The 25,005-nt window shown below is 39.3% G+C and carries 14 protein-coding genes and 1 tRNA gene; all 15 read right to left on the bottom strand.

Annotation, left to right across the window (positions count from 1 at the left end):
* Nucleotides 1-17: 17 nt before the first annotated feature.
* A complete protein-coding gene (locus tag N8L33_RS08815; protein ID WP_261059633.1) occupies nucleotides 18-6,590 on the bottom strand; it encodes a S8 family peptidase in 6,573 nt (2,190 codons plus the stop codon).
* 729 nt (nucleotides 6,591-7,319) lie between these two features.
* Entirely contained in the window at nucleotides 7,320-8,105 is a 786-nt protein-coding gene (locus N8L33_RS08810; protein ID WP_084925846.1) for an ABC transporter permease, read from the bottom strand.
* 1 nt (nucleotide 8,106) lies between these two features.
* Nucleotides 8,107-8,925 (bottom strand): ABC transporter permease, encoded by an 819-nt coding sequence (locus N8L33_RS08805; protein WP_173305022.1) that lies wholly within the window; start codon nucleotides 8,923-8,925, stop codon nucleotides 8,107-8,109.
* Between the two features lies 1 nt (nucleotide 8,926).
* The gene (locus N8L33_RS08800) at nucleotides 8,927-9,919 is read right to left on the bottom strand and encodes an ABC transporter ATP-binding protein (RefSeq protein WP_143952354.1); all 993 of its coding nucleotides are present in this window, start codon (nucleotides 9,917-9,919) and stop codon (nucleotides 8,927-8,929) included.
* A 431-nt stretch (nucleotides 9,920-10,350) separates the two neighbouring features.
* On the bottom strand, nucleotides 10,351-11,232 hold the full coding sequence (locus tag N8L33_RS08795) for a class II fructose-bisphosphate aldolase (protein ID WP_023946263.1): 882 nt from the start codon (nucleotides 11,230-11,232) through the stop codon (nucleotides 10,351-10,353).
* 140 nt (nucleotides 11,233-11,372) lie between these two features.
* Complete coding sequence (gene vncS / locus N8L33_RS08790; RefSeq protein ID WP_261059632.1) at nucleotides 11,373-12,701, bottom strand: sensor histidine kinase VncS; 1,329 nt, start codon at nucleotides 12,699-12,701, stop codon at nucleotides 11,373-11,375.
* Nucleotides 12,698-13,354 (bottom strand): response regulator transcription factor VncR, encoded by a 657-nt coding sequence (vncR, locus tag N8L33_RS08785; RefSeq protein WP_120769921.1) that lies wholly within the window; start codon nucleotides 13,352-13,354, stop codon nucleotides 12,698-12,700. The genes vncS and vncR overlap by 4 nt, the downstream gene beginning before the upstream one ends.
* 361 nt (nucleotides 13,355-13,715) lie before the next feature.
* Nucleotides 13,716-17,405 (bottom strand): LysM peptidoglycan-binding domain-containing protein, encoded by a 3,690-nt coding sequence (locus N8L33_RS08780; RefSeq protein WP_261059631.1) that lies wholly within the window; start codon nucleotides 17,403-17,405, stop codon nucleotides 13,716-13,718.
* A 334-nt stretch (nucleotides 17,406-17,739) separates the two neighbouring features.
* Entirely contained in the window at nucleotides 17,740-19,119 is a 1,380-nt protein-coding gene (vex3, locus tag N8L33_RS08775) for an ABC transporter permease subunit Vex3 (protein WP_261059630.1), read from the bottom strand.
* Nucleotides 19,120-19,174: 55 nt separating this feature from the next.
* Nucleotides 19,175-19,822, bottom strand: coding sequence for an ABC transporter ATP-binding subunit Vex2 (gene vex2 / locus N8L33_RS08770; RefSeq protein ID WP_000173751.1), 648 nt, complete (start codon nucleotides 19,820-19,822; stop codon nucleotides 19,175-19,177).
* A 127-nt stretch (nucleotides 19,823-19,949) separates the two neighbouring features.
* Nucleotides 19,950-21,227 (bottom strand): ABC transporter permease, encoded by a 1,278-nt coding sequence (locus N8L33_RS08765; protein ID WP_261059629.1) that lies wholly within the window; start codon nucleotides 21,225-21,227, stop codon nucleotides 19,950-19,952.
* A gap of 140 nt (nucleotides 21,228-21,367) precedes the next feature.
* Nucleotides 21,368-21,453: transfer RNA gene (locus tag N8L33_RS08760), tRNA-Leu, on the bottom strand.
* 81 nt (nucleotides 21,454-21,534) lie between these two features.
* On the bottom strand, nucleotides 21,535-22,110 hold the full coding sequence (locus N8L33_RS08755) for a cysteine hydrolase family protein (RefSeq protein ID WP_261059628.1): 576 nt from the start codon (nucleotides 22,108-22,110) through the stop codon (nucleotides 21,535-21,537).
* Nucleotides 22,110-22,898 carry a GTP-sensing pleiotropic transcriptional regulator CodY gene (gene codY, locus N8L33_RS08750; protein ID WP_000940738.1) on the bottom strand — a complete coding sequence of 263 codons (789 nt, stop codon included), beginning with the start codon at nucleotides 22,896-22,898 and terminating at the stop codon, nucleotides 22,110-22,112. Before codY ends, N8L33_RS08755 begins: the two co-directional genes overlap by 1 nt.
* A 256-nt stretch (nucleotides 22,899-23,154) precedes the next feature.
* Nucleotides 23,155-24,714: a degradosome RNA helicase CshA gene (gene cshA / locus N8L33_RS08745; protein WP_261059627.1), complete on the bottom strand. Its 1,560-nt coding sequence runs from the start codon at nucleotides 24,712-24,714 to the stop codon at nucleotides 23,155-23,157.
* Nucleotides 24,715-25,005 lie beyond the last annotated feature (291 nt).

Genomic DNA, 25,005 nt, shown 5'->3' with positions numbered 1-25,005 from the left:
CATCTATAGCTTTTGTCTTAATCTTGATCTTTTTTCTTCAATCCAAGAAATGCACCTAAGGTAAACATTATTCCGGCAACTAATGACGTGAAGACTTCGCTAACTGTCCCGGTTTTTGGCAATCTATCATTGTTAATAGTTGATTTACTATCAATATTGGTATGTTTATTAGCTATGTTCTCTGGTTCATTAAGATAAACTTCCTTCTTATTTTCAAAGTTTTTATCATTTTCATCAGGAACTGTAACTTTGACATCCTCAGTTGAATCAGATCTTTGAATTTCATCTAATTGACTATAATTTACTTGTACAGGAACTGTAGCTGTGACATCCTTAGTTGAATCAGATTTGTGTGAATGATTTTCTCTTTGTAAATCCTCCTTTTTGTAATTTTCATCTAATTGACTATGATTTGCTTGCACCTTATCTTTCTTTTTCGATATATCAAAAGTAGGTTTATTTTCCTCCTCCTTTTTCTCCTCTATTTTCTTGAATACAGGTTTTATAAGGGTATCTTTTGACACATTAATAACGTAACCAGCATCTTTTTTCCCTTCGACACCAGAAATTTCCCAGCCATCAAATTGATATCCTTTTTCTAATTCACCATCATAGACAGGTAAAATGAAATCTTCTTCCGACACTATCTTAGAACTCATTTCTTTTCCATTTTGAATGGTCACAGTCACCATCTGAGGTTTTAATTCGCTTACCTCTCCCGTATCTTTGTTTAAAATGAATTCTTTTACAGTTGTATTTCTTGCAAAATCTTTTGCAACAATCTTAATGTTTAGTGTCTTATCTGTTATTTGTTTAATATCATCAAATGATTTGTATTCTTTTCCATTTACATAAATATGTTTGTCTTGAATCTCACCATCGAATCCATTATTTCTTTTATCATTGATGTTAAAGACTATAGATTTTCCGTTAGCATATTCGATACTAGTATTTCCCTTAGGATCAATCTTTACTTCTGGTTTAACATTATCATATAAAAATTGATAGTGTACTCCAACCGCTTTCGCATTCAAATCGCTATAACCAGTTTGAAGGTAAACATTTCCATCCATGTCTGTTACCTTATCTGGGAATCCGTTTGCTTTATAGTCTTTCATTCCCCAGTCCATGATGTCACCGTCTTTAACATTAAGCTTAATGTTAAAATCTCTAGTGTTATCAATGTGTAAATCTCCGTAGATTAAATAATTATCTACAACCGATTCATTAACTCTCAACTCCCAGTTAAAACCACCCTTATCAGAAATTTTACCTCTTAAATAAAATTCTGGATTTCGTACATAAATTTTATTAGATTTAGATGGATTAAAGTAGTTCTTATCCATTGAAAGATTTACTGGTTTTGCATCAATAAATAACGTAGAGCCATCTTCTTTTATAGCTTCTACATTGGACTTATCCTCTCCAGTGTACTCTTTACCATCCTTACCAAATAATACAAGTTTAGAAGAATCTGTCACAAGATTTCCATCTTTATCGATTGCTTCCCCTTTAGCGTTCATTTTAAATCTAAACACTTGATACCTTACAATGTTAAAGCCGTCCAAAGCCGACATTAATACTGATTGAGTACTTCTTCCATCTTCAACATTTCTACTATCAGCATAAATTATTTTTTCTGAAAGGACTCTTAGATTAGGATTGGCCTTTTGTATTTTTGATATATCTTCCTTGCTATAGACTCCATTTCCTTCTAACATATCCGTTTTTCCAGGATTATAGGTAGTCACTTTTAGTGCATAGCCTTTTCTCAGAATGATATTATCCTTTAATAGATATTGTTGTTTTTCTGAATCAGAATAGATTTTACCAGATTCCATTTCCGTTAAATTGTTTGGTTTATTCTTTGAAAGATCACCTTCTCCTAATTCTATTATATTCCCATAACTTGATGCATAGGGATATTCTGTCTTAGTTTCCTTATTTTTTTCAGGCATTCTAATCTTCGTTTCAGCTTTTATCTGATCATCATCTTTAACAAAGAATCTCATATCTCCTGCAAAAGCTAATCCATCTACAATATCATTAATATTAGCGTATAAATCAAATATCATCGTTTTTGAGTGGGAATCATACTTGGTTGTTTTGATTTCTATAGATTTATAGTTATTGCCATAATATACCTTGGCATTTTTAGAAACATTACTTATCTTTCCAAGAATTTCAAAGTGTCCATCTTTAGACGGGCTTAGAACACCATAAATTTTTGATTTGATTTCGTTAAGTTTTTCAGTTTCATATTCTAAGGCACTACCATCGTCATAAGCAATGATATTTCCCTTATCATCGTATTTATAATCGTATTCCTCTGTTCTCTTACCAGTTTCACTTGTAAAGTCATCAACTTCTCTAAATTTCTTTTTAATGAGTTTCTTCAAGTCTTTACTTTCAAACTCTCTAATTGTTGAAATAGTTTTATGAATAGTCAATCTAGATTTTTCTTCGATAGACTCTTCATTGTCTTGATGATTTTCTTCCTCAGTTGTATCTTTTTTAAGACTATCCTCTTTTCTATTTTCTAAATTTTTAAATTTAGATTCGGAAATCTCGCCAAGCTTTTGGTATTTAGATGAATCTTGATCAGGATCTACTAGATAATAGGAAATCATCCCCTTTTCATCAGCATGATCATCAAATTTAATTCTATGAATCTTTGTAAAATTGCTAGAGCCATCTAATGCAATGACTTCAATGATTTTTCCTCTTAAATCTCCTGCACCATTAATTTCATAAATGGTATTTCCATCTTTGTCAAGTTTTCTATTTCTTCCTTCACCCTCACCTGCATAAGTTACTTCAAGATTTTTCTCAACCTCTCCGTCTTCATTAACAAGAGCGGCGCCAGCATACCAAACTTCGTTGGCAATCTCATCAAATTTTTCAGGATGTTCTTTTTGATCTCTAGCAAATAAAGTTTCATTCTTGTATTGCTCTTTTACCTTATGATAAGTATCCTTTGTGATTAACTTAATTTTTTCAGGATTTGAAAAATCAACCGAAACAATCTTAGGGGCTGTATTATCAATTTTTACAGGAATATAGGAAACCTGCCATGGGTAATCTTTAGTTAATCTATATTTAAATTTATAGAAATATTGACCTTCTGCAATCGGTTCGAATTGACCTCTTATCTTAGTAGCTGGATCTTGCTTATCCTTACTTTCTGGTGCATTTTCTTCTCTACCTCTAGGGTTATAGATGAGTCCATCCCACTTCAAGTCGCCCCAAACTTTTAGTTTTGAAGATTTGATTCCCTTTGCATCATTTCTTTTAGAGTTTAAAATTCCTTTAATAAAGTGTTCTCTCGAAATGACTTTTAAGTCTATTTGATTTTCTCCCTCTTTATTTGTATTTACTATTGAAATCAATCCTTCTTCTGCACTTCTTAATACAAGTGGAGAAGGTGTTAATCCTCTCTCAAGTTGAGCATCTTGAGGATTTCCATTTGAATCTAAAGGATAAATTTTAGCAATATTAGAACCACTTGATGATGGTGCGTTGATCCCTTCGTTATTGAAAGCAAATAATTCTGGATTTTGATCTAGGGATGTTGTATTTTTATCTTTTCTATTTTGTATAACTCCTGCTGGATTAAATTTATCTATACCATGTTCTCCACCAATTCCCTTATTTAAGGTTCCTGGAATTTTTGGTTTACCATCATCATCATAACCTTCCATTGTTTTTGATTTTGAACCTTCTTCCCAGGCCCATTTATCAAGGATTGGTTCCTTATTCCAATCCCCAGCAAATCCCATTAGAGGCATCGATAAAGAAGGTTGGAAATTTGTTTTCTTACCATTGGAGTTTAGAGCTTCCATTTCTTCCACTGACTCAAAATGAATAAATGATTCTACAAATTTATTTTTATTTTTAGCCTCTCCAACGTTTATAACCGCATTTAAATCAAAGCTAGAATTTGGGCTTATAGTGAAGGTGTCATGCTCAAATGTGATATTTGCTCCTTTGATTTTTTCTGGGTGGATTTCTGGAACAATTTGCTTCCCATCTGGAGATTTTTCATCTTTGTATGTTTCATCCAGTTTTAGTCTATCAGTTAGAGAATCTGTAGTTATCGCTGATGCTGAAACTTTAAAGGTTAAAGGCCTGTTTGATGTATTGTGAAGCTTAATTGTAAAGTATTTTTTATCTCCTTTTATTTCTTTAAGAGAAATAGAACCATAAGAGTTTACCAAACCTTTAGAATCTGTGTTTTTGAAAGTCGCTACAACTTCATTTCTCAAAGCATTGGCAACATTAATTAGCCCTGCTCCCTGTTGTCTAGGTGATGCAAAGTATTGACTTTTTTCTTTCCAAGAAGTCGCATCCATCATAGGCCGTGCAGTATTTTGTAGGGCAATTTTTGTAAGACTTGTAAGGTCTATTTTGTCATCTCCCTTAAGATTTTTCAAGGCAGGTCTTTCAAGCATTTCCTTTAACTTTGGTCTAATCAAAACAGTAGAAGCTGCCACGATAGGAGTTGCCATACTAGTCCCTGACATATAACCATAAGTTGATTTCCCATTAATGACATTGAGAGTGGATTTAATATTTTTACCTGGTGCTGAGACATCAGGCTTTAAAAGCAAATCTGTTCTTGGTCCCCAAGATGTAGATCCTGCTGGAACGATGACATCTTCTTTATACAATTCTTTGTCTGTGTCAGGTGCAAACTTAAAGTCAATCTCTTTTTCGTCACCTACATTCGGTTTATTAGAATTATAGCTTGCCATATCAATTGGATAGTATTGCTCCAATTTATCTTTAAAATCTTCTTTATTATTTCTTTTAACTTCAGTTTTTTTATCAGGATTAATCATGTTCCATAGCTTTACACCATCATCTCCTGAAATTGAAAATACTTGACTAGTAGTTCCTTCATCCTCCTCATATCCCATAGCTGGAAGCTCTGTCCAATTATCTCTATTGTAGTAATTTACAGTATTTACAACCATAATGCCACGTGCGCCCTTATCCGTAGCTCTTTTAAAAGAATTTTTTAAATCCTTTGTATAAATTCTATCCATTACTGCAATTTTGCCTCTAAGATCCAATCCTATCAAATCTTGGTCTTGACCCTTGCCTATATATACAAATTTTAATTTACTAGGAGCTTTTGATCCATCTTCATTTGTTATAATTTTATTTTTATCGAAAAAGGCACCTATATTTCTGTATTTAAAACTTTCTCCACCTATGTTAACCTTATCAAACTCAACTGTTTGATTTTTAGCAGAAGCGACCGCTATCGCATCTTCATGTGCTGCAGTTCGCGTTACATTTCCAGTATCTGTCATCTTCAGATTATTATTTGCCACTAAATCCCATGAAGAACTTGAAGCAGAAGTCGCATAGTTACCCGTAGCTACAACCATTGGAATGCCCGCTTTTCTTAATGCTCTAATAGCTTCCCAATATTTCTCACCTACAAGACCTGTTCCTGTAAAACCAGATGATACCGAAACAACATCGACATTGTGTTTGATCGAATCTTCAATAGCATGAAACATTGTTTCATCTCCTGCGAATCCAGATCCAGCATCAGAGTACATTTTATAAGAGAAGATCTGTGCATTAGGAGCAATTCCATCTATTCCGTTAAAGTTCTTGATGTCTTTTTCAGTATCATTTCCCGCAAGAATCCCTGCAATATGCATCCCATGTGGATCAAAATAATCGCTTCCATCATCAGCTTTTTCTACAGTAATTTTACCACCATTATAATAATTGAATGCATGAGGAATTTTATCACTCAACCAGAAATTTTTATCAGTGCCTTTTAAGTCTTCTTTTTTAAATTTCATTGAGCTTTTGGCATCATCATCGATTCTCATAGCTTTATGTCTATAATCAGTCCCAGTATCGATGTTTGAAATGACCATACCTCTACCATCAAAGTTTTTCCCAAATTGAGCATTAATGGCCTTTAGGTAATCGATAGCCTCCTCAACTCCAATTTCCTTTCGGGCATGATTCATCATCGGTTGGACTTTCTGTGCCCTTTCAACAGATGAGATACCTTCTATTAGTTTAATCTTATCCAAATTATCTGGAGTTGTTTCTATTGCAACACCATTAAAAACCGTATCGTAAGTATATAAAACTTTTGTATCTTTAAGATTGGATAATTCCTTGATTGCTTTTTCTCCAGATTCTTTATCTTTAAATTCAGCAATATAGACAAGTTTATCCTCTTTTTTGGGACTTTCTGGGTCTTTAATTGCAGACGAGTCCGCTTTATCTCCTTGGGATTGATTGGAATTTTCTTCTTTGATTTTTGCTTCTTCATTGCTAGTGTTATTGTCTATTACAGGATTTTTACTAACAACTTCTTTTTCCTCAATAATTGTTGTTTTCTTTTCTTCAGTATACTTTGAAGTTTCTATAACATTATGAATATCTTCAAGTTTTTCTTTGTTTTCGTTTTGTTTACCTACTACTTTTTCTTTATCAGAGATATTTAAAGCATCTTCAGAGCTAGATGTGTCTGCTAGAATTCCCTCGTTAGGGACATATGCTGCTAAAATAACTGCAGCTGTGGTTAATGACAATACTGTACTTTTTTTCATTTTAATTCCTTACATATTTATTTAACTTCCAATAGATAGTAAACTTTAACTTTGCTAGCCTTTGTTATAAAAAGTTTTACTAAGTATTATCTAGGAAATAGAGTAGTGCATTTATATATAATTGTTAACTCTCTGAAAATAGTATATCAATTAAAAATTTTTAAGTCAAGAAAAATTAAGGTGTATTAATTTTATTTTTAATATGTGTTAAAAAAGATATAAAAATTTCGTACTTAACTGAGATACATTATAAGCACATTCACACCATCAAAAATAGTAGCAATCAACTTAAAGCACTAGCAACATCACAAAGTCAAACATCATTGATGAAATATCAGCGCTATTAAACAATATAAATAACCGCTAAGAATAAGGCTTAACGGTTATTTATATATAAATTTTTCAGATATTCGGGCATTTATTCACCTAGGAGCTAAACTTTACGAGTGCCTTGCTCTACCAACTGATACTCAATGAAAATCAAAAAGCAAACTAGGAAGCTAGCCGCAGGTTGCTAAAAGCACTGCTTTTAGGTTGTAGATAGAACTGACGAAGTCAGTCACATATATACGGCAAGGCGAAGCTGACGTGGTTTGAAGAGATTTTCGAAGAGTATAAGCTAAATCGGCGATTACACTTACAATATAGCACTCTGAGAATAAATGTCAAGGAATTTTCTTCTCTATTAGAAAAAGCCTGTCCTGAGACAAGGCTTTGAGTTTCTTCATCTTAGGATCCAGCGCTTTCATAAGAATCCAAGCCCCTATCCCAGAGTTTAAGGGAAATACCAAAAAAGACAAGGGAAATCAACATCAAACCTCCGATGTTAAAGATTACATCCTTGTCCTGCAAGAAATAGCTGGCAGGATAGTAGGCCGTAAAGGCAAAAGGCACGATAAAGCTAATCAACCAACGAAGAAATGAATTGTAAATGGAAATTGGATACTTGGCAAAATCATTAAACATATAGAAAATGTAGATCATGGCGCCTGACTGCTTGGTCCAAAAAGCAATACTGGCTGTCGCAATTTTCAAGGAAGTATAAATCAAGGTCGCAAATGGTATGCAGACTAGGAAAAGCAGGAATTTTGGAAGAGTCCAAGCAATACTAGTCACTGTTGTTCCCAGTAGGATCCCACCGACCAAGAGTTCTCCCAAGGCATCAATCTGAAAGGTCTCAACTAAAATATGAAAGAGAGGATTGATAGGACGTGTCAGATACTTGTCAAACTCCCCTTTTCGCACCAAACGCTGTCCCAGTGCCCAGAGATTGTCAAAAAAGAGATGGTCCAACCCCTTAGGAATCAAGGAAAAGCCATAGATAAAAGCAATTTCTTGAAAAGTCCAACCTTCTAGGGATGGGATGTGTTGAAAGATGACATTGAGAAACAAGAGGTTCAAGCCTTGGGTCAGAAAAACTCCCAGAACACCAACTACAAAATCCACCTTGTATTCCATGATTTGCTTGATATATTGTCTGATAAAAATCAGATGCATACGCTGATATTTTTTCATACTAACCTCCCTGAATGGTAATGAATGACTGGACTCGTTTCCAAATCAACTGAGACAAGCCCACCATCACTAAGAGCCAGAAAAACTGCAAAGCGAGCGCCTGAATCATCTGACTGGCATCGTATTTCCCAACAATGATCATGACCGGAGTATAAATCAAGGATGAAAAAGGCAGGAAGGATAGAATATCTGAAACAACCTTTGGAAAGAAGGCCAAGGGAATCAAACTTCCAGACATAAAAGCCACTATGGAAGTCTTAAGTAGGTTGGAACCCCAAAGATTTTTAAACACAAAGGCAGAAAATCCAAAGCAGATATTAAAGAAAAAGTTAATCAGATAGGCCAGCGTTAAGCTAAAAAGATAAAGGACAGTTAATCCTAGCACCTCTACAATATCTTGACCCGATATGATTTTCATCAAGACAATGACACTTAAAAATGGAAGGCCAACGCTGATAAAAATCAACCACTTGGAGCCAAGCTCGGTAAAGAGGTAAGAAGCCGCAAAATGCACTGGTCGCAACAAGCGCATGATGATGGAACCATCCTTGACCTCCTCCCCAATCATAAAGGACGAATCTGACCTAGTAAGAAGATTGGTCACAAAACTCATGATGATGTAGAGGGTGATATCCGCCATACTGAAGCCCTGAATTAAAGACTCTTGCGAAGAATCAAAGACAGCCTTCCAGAGATAAAAGGCCACAAAAGCACCCATGACATCGCCGATCCGATAAAGAATAAAGTTGACTCGATAGGTAATCAATTCCTGAACACCTGCATTGATAAAGGGTTTATAACGTCTCCACAATTTGACCATCTTAGAGCTCCTTTCGATAGAAGCGGCGGATAATATCTTCAATATCCGTATCCACCATCTTCAAATCGCGGATTTCAAAATCAGACAGGGTTTGCTTAATAATATCAGCTGATTGGTAGCGAGAACTATCGAATTCAATGTTGAGACTATTTCCTTGTCTATCAATTGTCATATCCGAAAAGCCTTCATAGTGAGAAAGGAGATGACTTTGATCTGGTAGCAGTTCAAAAGAAAGAGTCTTCATCTTGCCAAAGGTTTCCTTGAGCTGGCTAACCGTTCCATCAAAAATCTCTTGCCCCTTGTCAATCATAAAAATCCGATCACAAAGTTGCTCAATGTCGCTCAGGTCGTGAGTGGTCAAGAGAATGGTGGTTTCTTCCTCCTGATTGATCTGAGTAATAGCCCGACGAATGTTATCCTTGACCGAAACGTCCAAACCAATGGTCGGCTCATCTAAAAAGAGAACCTTGGGATTGTGAAGCAAGGAAGCTGCAATGTCCGCCCGCATGCGCTGTCCCAGTGAAAGAGTCCGCACGGGATCCTTGATAAAGTCCTTCAAATCCAAGACTTCATTCAAAAAGTCCATGCGCTTGTGGAAGAGCGAGTCTGGCACATCGTAAATCTCCTTCAAGACCGTATAGGTCTCTTGTAGAGCCAAATCCCACCATAGCTGGGTACGTTGTCCAAAAACAACCCCAATATCCTTGACATAATCTTGGCGATTGTCCTGTGGAATCTTGCCGTTAATCCGACAAAAACCAGATGTCGGTTTCAAAATCCCGGTCAGCATTTTAATGGTTGTCGACTTCCCTGCACCATTTGCCCCGATAAAGCCTAAAATTTGCCCCTTGGGAACCTCAAAGGTCAAATCTTTGACCGCTTCAAAGGTCTGTTTTTCAGGATGAATAAAGGAGCGTAATGCCCCCTTCAAGCCCGGTTCCTTAACAGTCTTCACAAAATTTTTCTGAAGATGTTCCACTTCTATCATTGCCATATCTATCTCCCCATGTAAGGAATAGCAACATTGTGTTTTTGACAACAAGTATTCTAAATCCTTACTTTCTATACCTTCTCAATATTATTACAGAAGGCTTTATACCAACCTATTATAGTCCAATAAAAACTAGAATGCAAGCGTTTGCTTAAAGTTTATGAAATTGAAAATTGTTCTCTTAAAGTGGTATTTTTATACTCAATGAAAATCAAAGAGCAAACTAGGAAGCTAGCCGTAGGTTGCTCAAAACACTGCTTTGAGGTTGTAGATGGAACTGACGAAGTCAGTAACCATACCTACGGCAAGGCGAAGCTGACGTGGTTTGAAGAGATTTTCGAAGAGTATTAGTCCAAAATTCTGGCTTAATAGTCTCCTTAAAACGCCAAAAAACCCACCCAATGGGTAGGTTTTATCTGTATTATTCAGCTAGATTAAGCTTTACCTTCTGAACCGAATACGTCGATACGTTCTTCAACTGATGCTTGGATAGCTTTTACACCGTCAGCCAAGAATTTACGTGGGTCGAAGAGTTTTTTCTTGTCGTATTCTGCTTCGTTTGCTTCGTAGTCACGAGCAAATTTACGAGTTGCGTTAGCGAATGCGATTTGGCACTCTGTGTTAACGTTAACTTTGGCAACACCAAGTTTGATAGCTGCTTGGATTTGCTCATCAGGAATACCTGAACCACCGTGCAATACGATTGGGAATCCTGGAACAGCTTCAGTCAATTTTTGCAAGTGATCAAGGTGAAGACCTTTCCAGTTTGCTGGGTAAGGACCGTGGATGTTACCGATACCAGCTGCCAAGAAGTCGATACCAGTTTCAACCATTGCTTTAGCGTCTTCGATTGGAGCCAATTCACCATCACCGATGATTCCGTCTTCTTCACCACCGATAGTACCAACTTCAGCTTCTACTGATACACCATTTGCATGAGCAAATTCTACAACTTTACGAGCTTTTTCAAGGTTTTCTTCAACTGGAAGGTGTGAACCATCAAACATAACTGAAGTATAACCAACTCGGATACACTCAAGTGCATCTTCGTAGTGACCGTGGTCAAGGTGGATAGCTACTGGTACAGTGATACCCATTGATTCAACAAGGTTAGCGATCAAGTTGCGAGCAACTTTGTAACCACCCATGTATTTAGCAGCACCCATTGAAGTTTGGATCAAAACTGGAGCTTTTTTAGCTTCTGCTGCGCGCAAGATAGCTTGAGTCCACTCAAGGTTGTTTGTGTTAAATCCACCAACTGCATAACCGTTGTCACGAGCTGCTTGGACAAATTTTTCTGCTGAAACGATTGCCATTTTATCAGGCCTCCTGTATATTTTTATGGGTCATCCCATTTACATTGTTCATTTTATCACTTTTTGACAAAAAAATCTAGTTTTTCCCGCAGTTTCGATTGAATTTCTTCTAGCTTCATCTATGTAAACCCTTTCTATCCCTAGTCTTGGGCGACTTTTGGAAAAGCTATGAAGAAAGTTAAACGATTCTCTTGCATTTCAAAACGATAAGCTAATTTTTCATGTTCCAATAGACTCTTGACTACAAAGAGACCCATCCCAGACCCCTTGGCCTTGCGACTAGCATTGTCAGAAAAAGACTGGGCTAGTTTTTCTTGTTCCTCTGAGCTACAGCTATTTTCGATAAAAAGTTCCCCTTCTATTTCTCCAATGCGAACTAAGCCACCTGGAATGGAGTGCTTGATAGCATTGCTGATGAGATTAGACAGGATCAATTTCATGACAGATGGATTTAGATAAGCCTGCTGATGCTTCAAACTATTGTCAATCTGAAGTCCTCTTTCCTTGGCTAGCAAGGCATAATCCTCGACTAGAGTTTGCGTCATCTGTAGGAGGTCAATTGTTTCCCTATCATCTCGTAATTCCTGCACAGAAGAAAGAGAAAGTATCTGGAGAACGTGGTGATTGAGCTCATCCACAATCCCCAAGGCAACTCCCAGATAGTGGTCTCGATCCTTATAACGACCGATATTCTCTTTCATATTTTCGATTAGGATTTTCAAACTAGCCAGAGGTGTTTTCAGTTCATGGGAAGCCCCTCGTAGGAATTCGACCTTCATCTTCTCAAGCTGGAGAATAGCTTCATTCTTGTCATGCAAGTCCGCAATGACAGTTAAAAGGTGCTGGTAGAGGCTATTGATTTGTTCCTTGAGATCACCAATCTCATCCTTAGAATCCACGCGCAATCGCACTTGGGCATCTAGTTCCATCATCCGTCGGGTTACCCGCTTGATTTCCAAAATGGGGGCAACAATGGTCCGAGCATAGATGTAGGCTACCAAGAGGGAAATCAGAAAGGAGGCCAGCAAGGTATAGGGAAGAAATTGAAGACTAATCTGCTCTGCTTCCTTTTGCAAATCCATGGAAGCTAGAAACTGAAGAGTCATAGTGCTACCGTCTTGCGTTTTCACCTCACGCTCCTCGATAAAGAGAGAGGTTGTCTGGCGGTCTGTGTCCAGAGGAAGATTTTCCTTGATCTCCAACTTGTCCTCGGTCATCTCTCCCTTGACCGCCCCCTTGATTTCACTGGTCTGGGAATACAAGTCTAAGACTTGCTCTATACTCCGCCTATCCTTACCTTCTAGGGACTGGGCAATAGCTGTCGCTTTCTGACCAATGGTTTCCTGACGGTGGCTCAGATAAGTCGAGGGAAAGAGAAAATAAATGGCTAAATGGAGACAGACGACCAGAATACTAAAAATCGAGAAGGTGTATATAAATATCTTTGTAAATAAACCTGTTCGTTTCATTTTCGCTCCAATTTATAACCAACATTGCGCACAGTGAGGATGCAGTCCAAGTCTAACTTTTTCCGCAATTCCTTGATATAGACATCAATGACACGGTCAAAGGGAACCTCATCTGTCGCCTTCCAGACCGCATCGATAATCTGAGATCGAGTCAAGGCCCGGCCTTCATTTTTCACCAGATAGTCTAGAATTTCCAACTCCTTGGCATTGATGGCTACTTCTTGACCTGCGAGGCTTGCACTATAGCTTTCAAAGTCCACCTTGGCATCCTTATAGGAGAAGACTCGTCCTGTATCATAATAGCGCTTAAAAATCGCGTCTACCCTCACTTTTAAGAGGGACAGAGAAAAAGGTTTTTCCAGATAGCCATCTGCTAGCGAGGCAAAAGCACTCATCTTGTACTCCTCATCCTGAAAGGCAGTCAACATCAAGACAGGAACCTGACTAGTTTTACGAATCTCAGCTAGGACTTCTAGACCATTGAGCTTGGGCATCTGGATATCCAGTAAAACCAAGGCTACTTCATAGCTGGAAAATTTTTCTAAAGCTTCTTGCCCGTCCGCCGCCTCAATGGTTTCATAACCACAATCCGTCAAATAATCACTGACCCCCTCACGGATCATCTCTTCATCTTCTACAATTAAAATTTTCATACTTTAACTGCTCTCTATTTTTTATTTTTCTTATACTCAATGAAAATCAAAAAGCAAACTAGGAAGCTAGCCGCAGGTTGCTCAAAGCACTGCTTTGAGGTTGTAGATAGAACTGACAAAGTCAGCTCAAAACACTGTTTTGAGGTTGTGGATAGAACTGACGAAGTCAGTAACCATACCTACGGTAAGGCGACGATGACGTGGTTTGAAGAGATTTTCGAAGAGTATTAGAATAAATACCTACTCTATTTTCTATTATAGCCTCTTACTGGCCTTTTGTCTGTAAGCAACTGACTACTAGATAAAACAAAGAGAGCCTATCGCTCTCTCTGCTTGCATTTCACTCTCTATAGAATGAAAATTATTTAGCTGCTTTTGAAAATGTTACAACGTAGTTATAATCTTTCCCATTAGCTTGATAGACATAGTCCTCTTTGAAAGTATAGCCTTGTTTGCTCAACTCTTCTTTCTTAACATCAACTTGGCTCTTAACCGCTTCTTTCACCTGTTCATTTGTTAAACCTTCCGAGACTTCAAGAAGAGTTCCATTGATATCTCCTAGGAAACCTGCAATATCTTTCATTTGATCAAAGTTATAAAAAACATTGACTTTGACCTTTTGAGGAGTTGGCTGTTCTAGACTTCTACGATTTCTGCTAGCGCGTGGTTGAACTGCTGGAGCCATTCTGAAACCTGAAGTTCCTGTAGCCTCCTTAGTGAATGTGACAACGTAGTTATAATTTTTCACAGTAGTATCTTGTTCAAAAATAATGTCATTTTTCACATGATACCCTCTAGCAGCTAGGTCTTTTATCTTGGCTTGAATTTTTTCTTTTACTAGCTCTTTTGCCTGTGCTTCACTCGTTCCTGCAGGAATTGTGACAGTGTTATCTTCTCCCGGGTCAGATAGGAAACCATGAATATCTGGCATTCCAGCGAAGTTATAGCTAATATTTACAGTTCCATCTGGTTCTGATGTTGAACGTGCCACTCTTCTTGCTCTTGCTTGAACCGATGGGGCATTTCTAAAACTTGAAGCCCCTTCTGAAGTTGAAGAAGGTTGGGTTGGAGATGCTGTTGCTGATCTGGAAGTCCCACTTGCACCATGACCAATCGCTGTGCTTCCATTGTCAATAGTAGTTCCACCAGGACCATTATTGGTCAAGCCTTCTCTACCATAATTCGGACTTGAAACTTCTTCACCTGGAACATCCAATGCATTGATTTCATTTTGATATTTTTCTGTAACAGTAGCTACTTCTTCATCGTCTTTTGCTTTGTTAATTTCTTCTATCGCTTTATCTTGTAACGCCTTTAATGCTTCTTTTAATCTTGCCTTTTCATCTGCATCAGGAACTTTTTCAATCGCATCTGCTTTTATTTTAACAACTTCACCAATATTGTCATCTATACTCTCCTTTTTAGCTGACTTCAAGGCTTCTTCCTTCTTAAGTTCTTCTTCTGATTTTGGCTCTGGAGTTGATGTTGCTGCATTCCCTGAATCATTTGTAGCTTCCTCAGATGGAGTATTGGAAGGTTCTGACGTTGTTTCAGAGCTACCTGATTCTCCAGCTGGCTGTGTAGTGGAATTGGTATCGCCTGATGTGACCGGTGCTTCTTCACTTGGGGTTACCGGTGACGATGTTGAATCACTTGGTTGGGTAGCTGTTGAGTCACCTGTAGGAGTTTCAGATGGCGCTCCTGACTCGTCTGAATGATTACCTGTTGATGGAGATGTAACTGAAGAACCTGATTCACCGTCTTTTGGTGCCGGGGTCGCTGGCTCGTCTGATTTTGGTGCTGGGGTCGCCGGTGATTCAGAACTTGGATTTGAAGCTACAGGTTGATCTATAGTTTCCACATTTGAAGTAGTATCATCTGTTACTGAACTTGATGACTCTGAATTCCCTGCTTCATTTGTAGCACCTGCAGATGGAGTATTGGAAGGTTCTGCAGTTGTTTCAGAGTTACCTGTTTCTTCAGCTGGCTGTGTAGTGGAATTGGTATCGCCTGATGTGACCGGTGCTTCTTCGCTTGGGGTTACTGGTGACGATGTTGAATCACTTGGTTGGGTAGCTGTTGAGTCACCTGTAGGAGTTTCAGATGGTGTTCCTGACTCGTCTGAATGATTGCCTGTTGATGGAGATTCAACTGAAGAACCTGATTCATCTGCTTTCGGTGCGGACGCTGCTGGTTCTTCTGCTTTTGGCGCTGGTGCCACTGGCTCATCCACCTTTGGCGCTGGAACTTCAGAACTTGGATTTGAAGCTACAGGTTGTTCTGTAGTCCCTGTGTTTGAAGTAGTATCATCTGTTACCGGACTTGATGTTGCTGCATTACCTGAATCATTTGTAGCATCTGTAGATGGAGTATTGGAAGGTTCTGCAGTTGTTTCAGAGTTACCTGTTTCTCCAGCTGGCTGTGCAGTGGAATTGGTATCGCCTGATGTGACCGGTGCTTCTTCGCTTGGGGTTACCGGTGCTGGTGTCGATGGTTCCTCTACTTTCGGCGCTGGTGTCGATGGTTCTTCCACTTTTGGCGCTGGTGCCACTGGCTCGTCTGATTTTGGCGCTGGAGTCGATGGTTCCTCTACTTTTGGTGCTGGTGTCGCTGGTTCTTCCACTTCTGATGCCGGTGTAGCCGGTTCTTCTGATTTTGGTGCTGGAGTCGATGGTTCCTCTACTTTTGGTGCTGGAGTCTCTGGCTCTTCCACTTTTGGTGCCGGTGTCGCTGGTTCTTCCGCTTTCGGCGCCGGTGTCGCTGGTTCCTCTACTTTTGGTGCTGGAGTCGCTGGTTCCTCCACTTTGGGCTCAGTCGCTGCTGGCTCTTCCACTTTTGGCGTTGTTCCTTCTGCTGGTGCTTCTGCTTTTGGTGATGGAGTCACTGGCTCCTCTACTTTTGGCGCTGGTGTCGCTGGTTCTTCCACTTTCGGTGCTGGAGATACTGGCTCATCCGCTTTCGGCGCTGGTGCCACTGGTTCCTCTGCTTTTGGCGCTGGTGCCACTGACTCGTCTGATTTTAGTGCCGGAGTCGCTGGCTCCTCTGCTTTTGGCGCTGGAACCGCTGGTTCTTCCGCTTTTGGCGCTGGAACCGCTGGTTCTTCTGCTTTTGGTGCTGGACTCGCTGGCTCCTCCACTTTTGGTGCTGGAGTCGCTGGTTCTTCTGCTTTTGGCGCTGGGGTCACTGGTTCTTCCACTTTTGGCGTTGTTGCCACTGGCTCTTCTGTTTTTGGCTCAGTTGCTACTGGTTCTTCTGATTTTGGTGCTGAAGTCGCTGGTTCCTCTACTTTTGGTGCGGGTGTCGCTGGTTCTTTCGCTTTCGGCGCAGGTGTCGTTGGTTCCTCTACTTTTGGTGCTGGTGTCGCTGGTTCTTCCACTTTCGGTGCCGGTGTCGCTGGCTCTTCCGCTTTTGGCGCTGGTGTCGCTGGTTCTTCCGCTTTCGGCGCTGGTGTTGCTGGATTCTCTTCTTTCGGGGCCGGTGTCACTGGCTCTTCAACTTTTGGCGCAACTGAAACTAAGGTTTCTGATTTCGGTACTGATACTGCTGGTGTTTCCACAACTACTGGTGCCGTTTGTTTAACTGTAGTAGTTTGCTCTCCAGTTACAGTATCTGTCTTTGTTTCAACTTCATAACTTTGACAGCTACCAGAATTATCAATCGACACTCGCTGTCTTTTGATTTCTGTATTTCCATCTTTTAGAAAAGCCTCTTCGCTAAAATACAATTTATTATTAGCAAAAATCAAATCTCTATTTGCAATACGATTTATCTCAACCAAACTATCAACAGATAGCCCTGTTGCTCCACTAATAGCACTCAGTGTATCTCCCCACTTAATTGTGTAGTGTGATAAATTGTCTATATTTTGAATATCAGCTTTTACTTCTGCAACTGTTCTGGCTACCCAAACACCATCTTGTTCATTAGCTGAAACAGTTGGAGCTAAAAAGCCCAGACCCAATAACATCACACCTGTCGCAACAATTGCACCAGTTCTTAATTTTCTAAAGCCACGTAGGGATAATGTCCCTCTAACATTTGTTTGTCTCATTGTTTTCCTCACTATTTTATATTTTTAAAAGGCAAACTCGTTTACCTTTGCAGTATGGATAGGTATCTACAAGTTTTCTATTTATTTAAAAAACAAATCATGTATAATTTTTTATGCATATTTGAATATAGAAATTGTAAATTATCTTTCCACTGAATTCCACGATTTTAGTATATCACATCCACCAGTAAAAGTACAAAGAAAGCGATTGAAAGCAATGATTTTCACCACTGCTTTCGGCTCTATTTTGTATTGTTAAATATCCATTCTCTATACACCGTTCTTGAATAGAAAAACAAGATGCAGTCTCTATTTTAGACTAATTTTTTCAGACTTATTCACCATCAAGTAAGAGTTCTTTTGGTTGTTTTCTTAGGAGATTGCTTGAAGCAAGCGCCATAACAAGAACCACGAGAACCAAGGCAAGGACAAAGACGATGATAAAGTCTGATGTCTGAATGGAAATGTCTAGGCTCGATAAGGTCTTACTAAAGCCATCTACTTCTGCACCACCACCAAGGTTAGAGGCTTGAGCCGCCTTACTAGCCTGTTTGGCAACACCTGAAGTCACATTGGCAAGGACAGTATTTCCGATTGCACGCGCTGTGTAAGTAGCTAAGAAGTAAGCAGAAACAAGAGCAGGAATGGCAATCAAGATGGATTCAGTGATGAATTGCCCCAAGATACTTGCCTGCTTGAGACCTATAGAGAGGAGAATACCCACTTCCTTGCGACGGGCATTGATCCAAAGGCTGAGCAAGAGGGCAAGGAGAAGAACTGAGAAACTCAAGCTACCCCAGAAGAGGAGGTTGGCCATCTTGTACATACCAGAGATGGATTGCTCAAGAGCTGGGTAGTTAGAGGAGCTCTTAACTAAAGTATAGCTCTTCCAGTTGATACCACTGATGCCATTCAACTCTTTCATAACATCATCCAAGTTCTTGTCCGCTGTTACAAAGAAGGTTGCGTCCCCATAAATAGCTGTGTCTTCTGTGTATCCATAAAGTTTTGCAGCAGTGTGAATGTCTGTGATAGCTGTATTTTCATAGAGTTCTTGTGAGTAGGTTACTGCTGACTTATTGTGGCCATCAAAGAGTCCCTTGATTGTCACTTCGACTGTTTCCTTGGCACCTTTTTCATTGTCTGCATCGTAGATATTAGAGTCTAGTTTGACCTTGTCCCCTACTTTCCAGCCGTGTTTGGCTGCTAAGTCCTTGTGTAGGAGGATCTTGTTCTTATCATCGTTGGTTAGGCGCTCACCTTCGACCAGCTTATAAGAACCAGAGACAAACTTGTCTTCTTTAGAGGAGTCATTGACACCTGTAATCATCAAGCTACTTCCAAAATGTTTAGCACGGTCAGGTGTCAGATTTTTCTTGGTATCTGGCGTTTCGATGAGTTCATATCCAGTCAAATCTCCGATAGCGTTGATGCGTTTAACATAAGACTCGATGGCCTTGTTTTCGGTGATTTTTTTGATGTCTTCACCCTTGATATTCCCAGCACCACGTGGCGTTCCTTGATTGACGCGTCGATTGATTTGCATGGAGAAGCTGTTGGTGATATTTTTAAAGGTCTCCTGAGAAGCCTTGGCAGTAGCTCCCTTGATTGACAAGCCAACCAAACTCAAGCTCGCCATGAGGAGAATAATCAGGAAGATGACAATCGATTTGAAAAACTTCCTTGTAACATAGGCAAATGCGTTGTGTAACATAGGTTCCCTTTCTAGATTTTGTTCTATTTTATAGTTCTAACAGAAAAAGTTCATATTATTTCGTAGTATTGCGAGTTTCAGTCAGTTTCTTATCCTTCAACTCAAGTGTAATATCTGACGCTTGTGCCACTTCTTTACTGTGGGTGACGACAATGACACATTTACCTGTTTTCTGGGCAAGTGATTTAAGCAGTTCGACAATATCTCCAGCAGTTTTAGGGTCCAGATTTCCCGTTGGCTCATCCGCTAGAATTACTGGAGCTTCTGAGACCAAACTACGAGCAATGGCAACACGTTGTTGTTGACCACCTGATAACTGGAGAACATTCCGCTTGATCTGACTTTCATCCAAACCAAGCTCAAGAAGTGTATCCTTACTTGCCTTTTTGTTGACCAAGCGGATATTTTCCAGTGGAGAAAGATAATCTATCAAGTTATAATTTTGAAAGACCAGGGAAATATGGTGCATGCGATGGTAGGAATAGCCCTTCTTACGAATGTCCTCTCCTTGGAAAAGGATAGAACCTTCAACAGGACTATCTAGACCAGCAAGTAGGGACAAGAGAGTGGATTTTCCTGCTCCTGACTCACCAATAATACTGTAAAATTTCCCGGGTTCAAAATTATAATTGATCTGATATAGGACTGCTTCAGCAGTATTCTTATAACGGTAGGTAACATCTTGTAATTGTAATAAAGTCATGATTTCTCCTTCTTATACTCAATGAAAATTAAAGATTAAACTTGGAAGCTAGCCGCAGGTTGCTCAAAACACTGTTTTGAGGTTGCAGATACAGCTGACGCGGTTTGAATTTGATTTTCGAAGAGTATTAACTAATAGATGATAAAATTTCCTTAGGCGATTTTCTAAATAAGAATAGGAAACAAAGGGCTACAGATAAGCAACTAAGCAGAACTAGAAAAACATAGGATTCTGCAAAAGATAGGATGTTGGTTGATAAGCTGCTTGCTTTAGCTAGCGTGTCTTGTAAGACTGCCTGATCTCCACTTGCTAGTAGAGTTTGGAGTAGGTAAGATGTGATAGTGTTTCCTGCAACAAATGCTGGAAGCAAAGCACCGAGAGATACCAAAACTACCTCTAAACAGAATTGTAGGAAGATTGAGCTCTTGCCTTTTCCAAGTGCAAGTAAAATCCCCACTTCATAGACCCGTTCTCTCAACCAGAGAGACAAGACCAAAATTAAGGCTCCAGCTCCTGCTATCAACATCCCATAAAGGAAGATGGTCAGGAAGGTTTGGAAGGTAGCAACTGAGTCTTTGATTTGTTCAAAAGCCTTGCTTTCCTTTTCGACTTGATAGCCTTGATTTTCCAAGTCCAAGTTCTCTACCTGCTTCATGAGTCCGTCCATTTCCTTAGGATTTTCTACATAGAAGCGCGCTGCACTAACTTGAGGTTCAGTATTGCCCAAAAGGGTTTGGCTACTTTCATAGTCTGTAAAGACTTGGTTTTCACTGAAGTCAGAAGACAAACCTGTAAATTTCTCTTGTTTTTTACCAGAGAAGATTCCGACGATTTCAAACTCGACAGTTTGTCCTTTACCAGCTTCTGACTGACCAGCATCTAAGGTAATCTTGTCATGAATCGAAAGACTATTCTTCTTAGCCAACTCTTCGTGGATGAGAATTTTCTTGGAATCCCCTTTTTGAAGGTGTCGCCCTTCTTTTAAGTTAAAAGCCGAGCTGGTAAAGGTGACATCCTTGGCTGAATCTTCAAGAGCCGTTAAACTAACCAAGTTCTTGTCCGCAGCTGACAAATCATCACGTTCAACGCTCTGCTCACCACTCACTGCTTCCTTGTCTTTTAATTTTGCAATCGTCTCCAGTTCAGGAGAAACATTTTTCAGTCCCTTAATCTTGCTTACAGATACTAAGTCTGACAACTTGAATGTCTGACCATTTTCTATCTTCTTAATTGAAAAAGAGGTATTGAGTGATTTGTAAAGATTGGTTTCCACTGTTTTGTTGGACTTCATCAGAGTCAAACAGGCTGAAATTCCGGCCAATAGGACAAGCAAAATCAGAAATAAAATAAAACTTCTCAGTCGTTTTCTACTGACATAAGCCCAAGCTCTTTGGATTGGATTCATTTGTCACCTCCATATTTGTAAGACTATTATAAAACCCAAATATGAAATGTTTATGAAATACGAAAAAAGAGCCAAAATTTTTTGCTCTACATAAAGTTAGATAAAAACAAAAGAGCTAGCCTAAGCTAACTCTTATCCTATGCGGAGAGAGGGACTTGAACCCTCACGACCTAAAGCGGTCACAGGATCCTTAGTCCTGCGCGTCTGCCAATTCCGCCATCCCCGCGTCGATTACTTTACTAGTATATCAACTTTTAGGATGCTTGTCAACACTTTTTTTCAAAAATTTTTCATTTCATCAACCAAATTACTCTGAAATTTCATTTAGATTTTCATCTACCAACTTAGCTCCAAGTGTATTTTTGAAATGACCTAGGGCAAATTGATGATTTTCAGGCCAGATGGAAGCAACAGCTGGTTTAACAATCTCGATATCATATCCTAGATTATAGGCATCTATAGCTGTATGTAGGACACAGATATCCGTCAAGACACCTGTTAAGATAACGGTAGACACTCTCCGCTCTCTCAAACGGATATCCAGGTCAGTCCCTGAAAAAGCTGAGTAATGGCGTTTATCCATCCAAAAGACACGACTGTCTGAACCATGTTCTTGATAAAAGGTCCCCAAATCTCCGTATAAATTTCGTCCACTAGTCCCAATCAAATTGTGAGGAGGAAATAGCTTGCTTTCTGGATGGAAACAATCGTTTTCTTCATGAGCATCAATGGTAAAGAAGATGTAATCTCCGCGTTCAAAAGCTAACCGAGTCACCTTACTAATGGCTTCCGAAATTGCCTGAGCTGGAGCGCCTGCTGTCAATTTACCACTATCAGCAACAAAATCTTCTGTATAATCAATCGAAATCAAAGCTTTAGTCATTAGTAATCTCTTTTCTTCACTTCTTCAAAAATATCTGAAATCAAGACCTTAAGGTAGGTTCCTTTCATTCCAAGTGAGCGACTTTCAATAATTCCCGCAGACTCAAGTTTACGAAGAGCATTGACAATCACAGAACGGGTGATTCCGATACGGTCTGCAATCACAGACGCAGTCAACTGCCCTTCATTTCCATTTAATTCCCCTAAAATTGCTGAAACAGCACGGAGTTCGGAGTAAGAAAGGGTATTAACCGCCATGGTAACAGCAGTACGGCGGCGAATATTTTTCTCATCTTCTTCACGCTGGAAATTAAGAAGTTGAATCCCAACCACGGTACTGGCAATCTCAACAAGAATCAAGTCCTCATCTTCGAATTTTTTATCATTGCGCCAAATAATCAAAGAACCAAGGCGAATCCCTGATACATGAATCGGTGCAATAGTCGTCAAACCATCTGGAAAGTCGGCACGACTTTCCACAGGGAAAATACTTAAATCATGATCAACTGTCAGATTGGCTTCTGTATCGTAGATCATGTTCGCACCTTGAATGTAGTCATCTGGGAAAATCTTAGTTTGGAAGAACTGCTCTACACGATCTGTATTGGTTTTGTAACGCATGAAATAACCAAGGAGACGTCCCTTGCTATTGACGATACAGGCGTTACAGTCAATAATATCTGCCAATTGACGGGTAATCGCATTGTATGGAAGTTCTTCCTGCAACTGCTCCTCTGAGCGCTTCAGGATAGAAGTAATTTTTCTAGTTTTTTCTAATAAATGTGCCATTTTTCACCTCGAATTTAATCGCTATCATTATAACATAAACAGCTTGAATTTTCAATTATTATCTGAAAATTGCTTATTTAATTGCAATTTAAAAAAACAAGAATATTTTTAATTAAATTGCTTCTTTTCTATTGACAAGCTCCCTATTTTTGTGTATCATAATATTACAAAAATATAATATATCTATTTTATTTATCTTTCTTTTTCCATTCGGTCTCCTTATATAAAAAAGCGATTCATTTTGAACCGCTTTTTCTCATTTATCGCCCTTGTTACGAATAACAAAGCCTGTTTGCTTTTCGCTTGAAGTATTGCGTGGTTTTTTATTATCCTTACGATAACGTTTTTCCTTATCAAAACGATCATTGCCACGACTTCCTTTTTTGAAATCACCACGGCGATCACGGTCTCGACGGTCGTCCCCACGACGGCCTCCACGACCTCCCTTAGCTTTACCACCGAAGCCATTACCTGATGGTTTAAATGGCAGTGGTTTTTCACGTGCAATCTCCACTTCAGGAAGACTATCTGGGTCTTGAACAGTCAGACTCAAGATATACATTGCCAATTCTTCTGGAGTAAATTCGGCAGCTAGCTTACGAGCATCCTTACCAAATTTCTCAAAGTTGGCACGGATAGTCTCATCTGCAAAATCACGTTCGATTTTCTTAAGAGCCACTTGTTTTTTAGCTTGGAAGGCTTCTTCTGCACTTGCAGGTTTAAGACCTTTCATGCGTTTCTTAGTCAAGTTTTCAATGATTTGGAGGTAGCCCATTTCATTTGGTGATACGAAAGTAATAGACTGACCTGACTTACCAGCACGACCTGTACGACCGATACGGTGAACATAACTTTCAGGATCTTGTGGAATATCGTAGTTATAGACATGGGTCACACCTGAAATATCCAAGCCACGCGCTGCAACGTCCGTCGCAACTAGAACATCCAGATTACCGTTTTTAAAATCACGAAGGACACGAAGACGTTTGTTTTGGTCCAAGTCACCATGAATTCCTTCTGCACGGAAACCACGGATTTTCAGACCACGAGTCAATTCATCTACACGGCGTTTGGTACGACCAAATACGATAGCAAGTTCTGGTTGTTCCACATCCATAAGACGAGTCATTGTATCAAATTTTTCTTGTTCCTTAACACGAATATAGTATTGGTCAACCAATTCTGTTGTCAATTCCTTAGCAGCAATCTTCACATGCTCAGGTTCTTTCATAAACTGAACGCCGATACGTTTGATAGCATCTGGCATAGTTGCTGAGAAGAGAAGAGTTTGACGGTTTTCAGGGACACGGGAGATGATAGCTTCAATGTCTTCAAGGAAGCCCATGTTGAGCATTTCATCCGCTTCGTCAAGGATAAGAGTTTCAATATCTTGTAATTTCAAGGCCTTTCGTTTAATCAAGTCCAAAAGGCGACCAGGTGTTCCCACCACGATATGGGCACCAGATTTAAGAGCCTTAATTTGTTTTTCAATGCTTGATCCACCATATACTGAACGGACTTTGACTCCCTTACTACGACCAAAGCGGAAGAGTTCTTCTTGACTTTGGACAGCGAGTTCACGAGTTGGAGCGATGACCAAGGCCTGGATAGTCGCTTCTTCTGTACGGATTTTTTCAAGGGTAGGCAAGCCAAAGGCTGCAGTTTTTCCTGTACCAGTCTGAGCTTGACCGATAACGTCCTTGCCTTCAAGGGCCAGGGGAATGGTTTGTTCTTGGATCGGACTGGCTTCTACAAAACCAGCTTTTTCAATCTCTGCTAGCAAATCAGCAGACAAGTTTAATTCATTAAATTTCACGTTATTCTTCTTTCTAAAGGTGGTGCGAAGCCACCCTATAGGGCTTAGTTTATACTTTTCTTTTTATGACGTATTTTCATATACTGGATATAAAATCGTGTTGCTTCTTTTCCACAAAAGAAAAGTACTGTTTTCTTTGCAACCTATCTAGTATAACACAAGAGAGAAGCAAAAGATAGCCTAATCCGTCGATAAAGTCATGTAAACGATTTTTCCGTAACTTCTCAAAGTAACTTCCATCTCTCTCCCAAAACTGGAAGTTAGTCTCAGACGACGAATTATGCTAGAATT

Source organism: Streptococcus mitis (genome assembly GCF_946188695.1).
In the GTDB taxonomy this organism is placed as follows: domain Bacteria; phylum Bacillota; class Bacilli; order Lactobacillales; family Streptococcaceae; genus Streptococcus; species Streptococcus mitis_DF.
The sequence above is the reverse complement of the archived record's forward strand: the minus strand, read 5'-3'. Positions and strand labels throughout refer to the sequence as shown.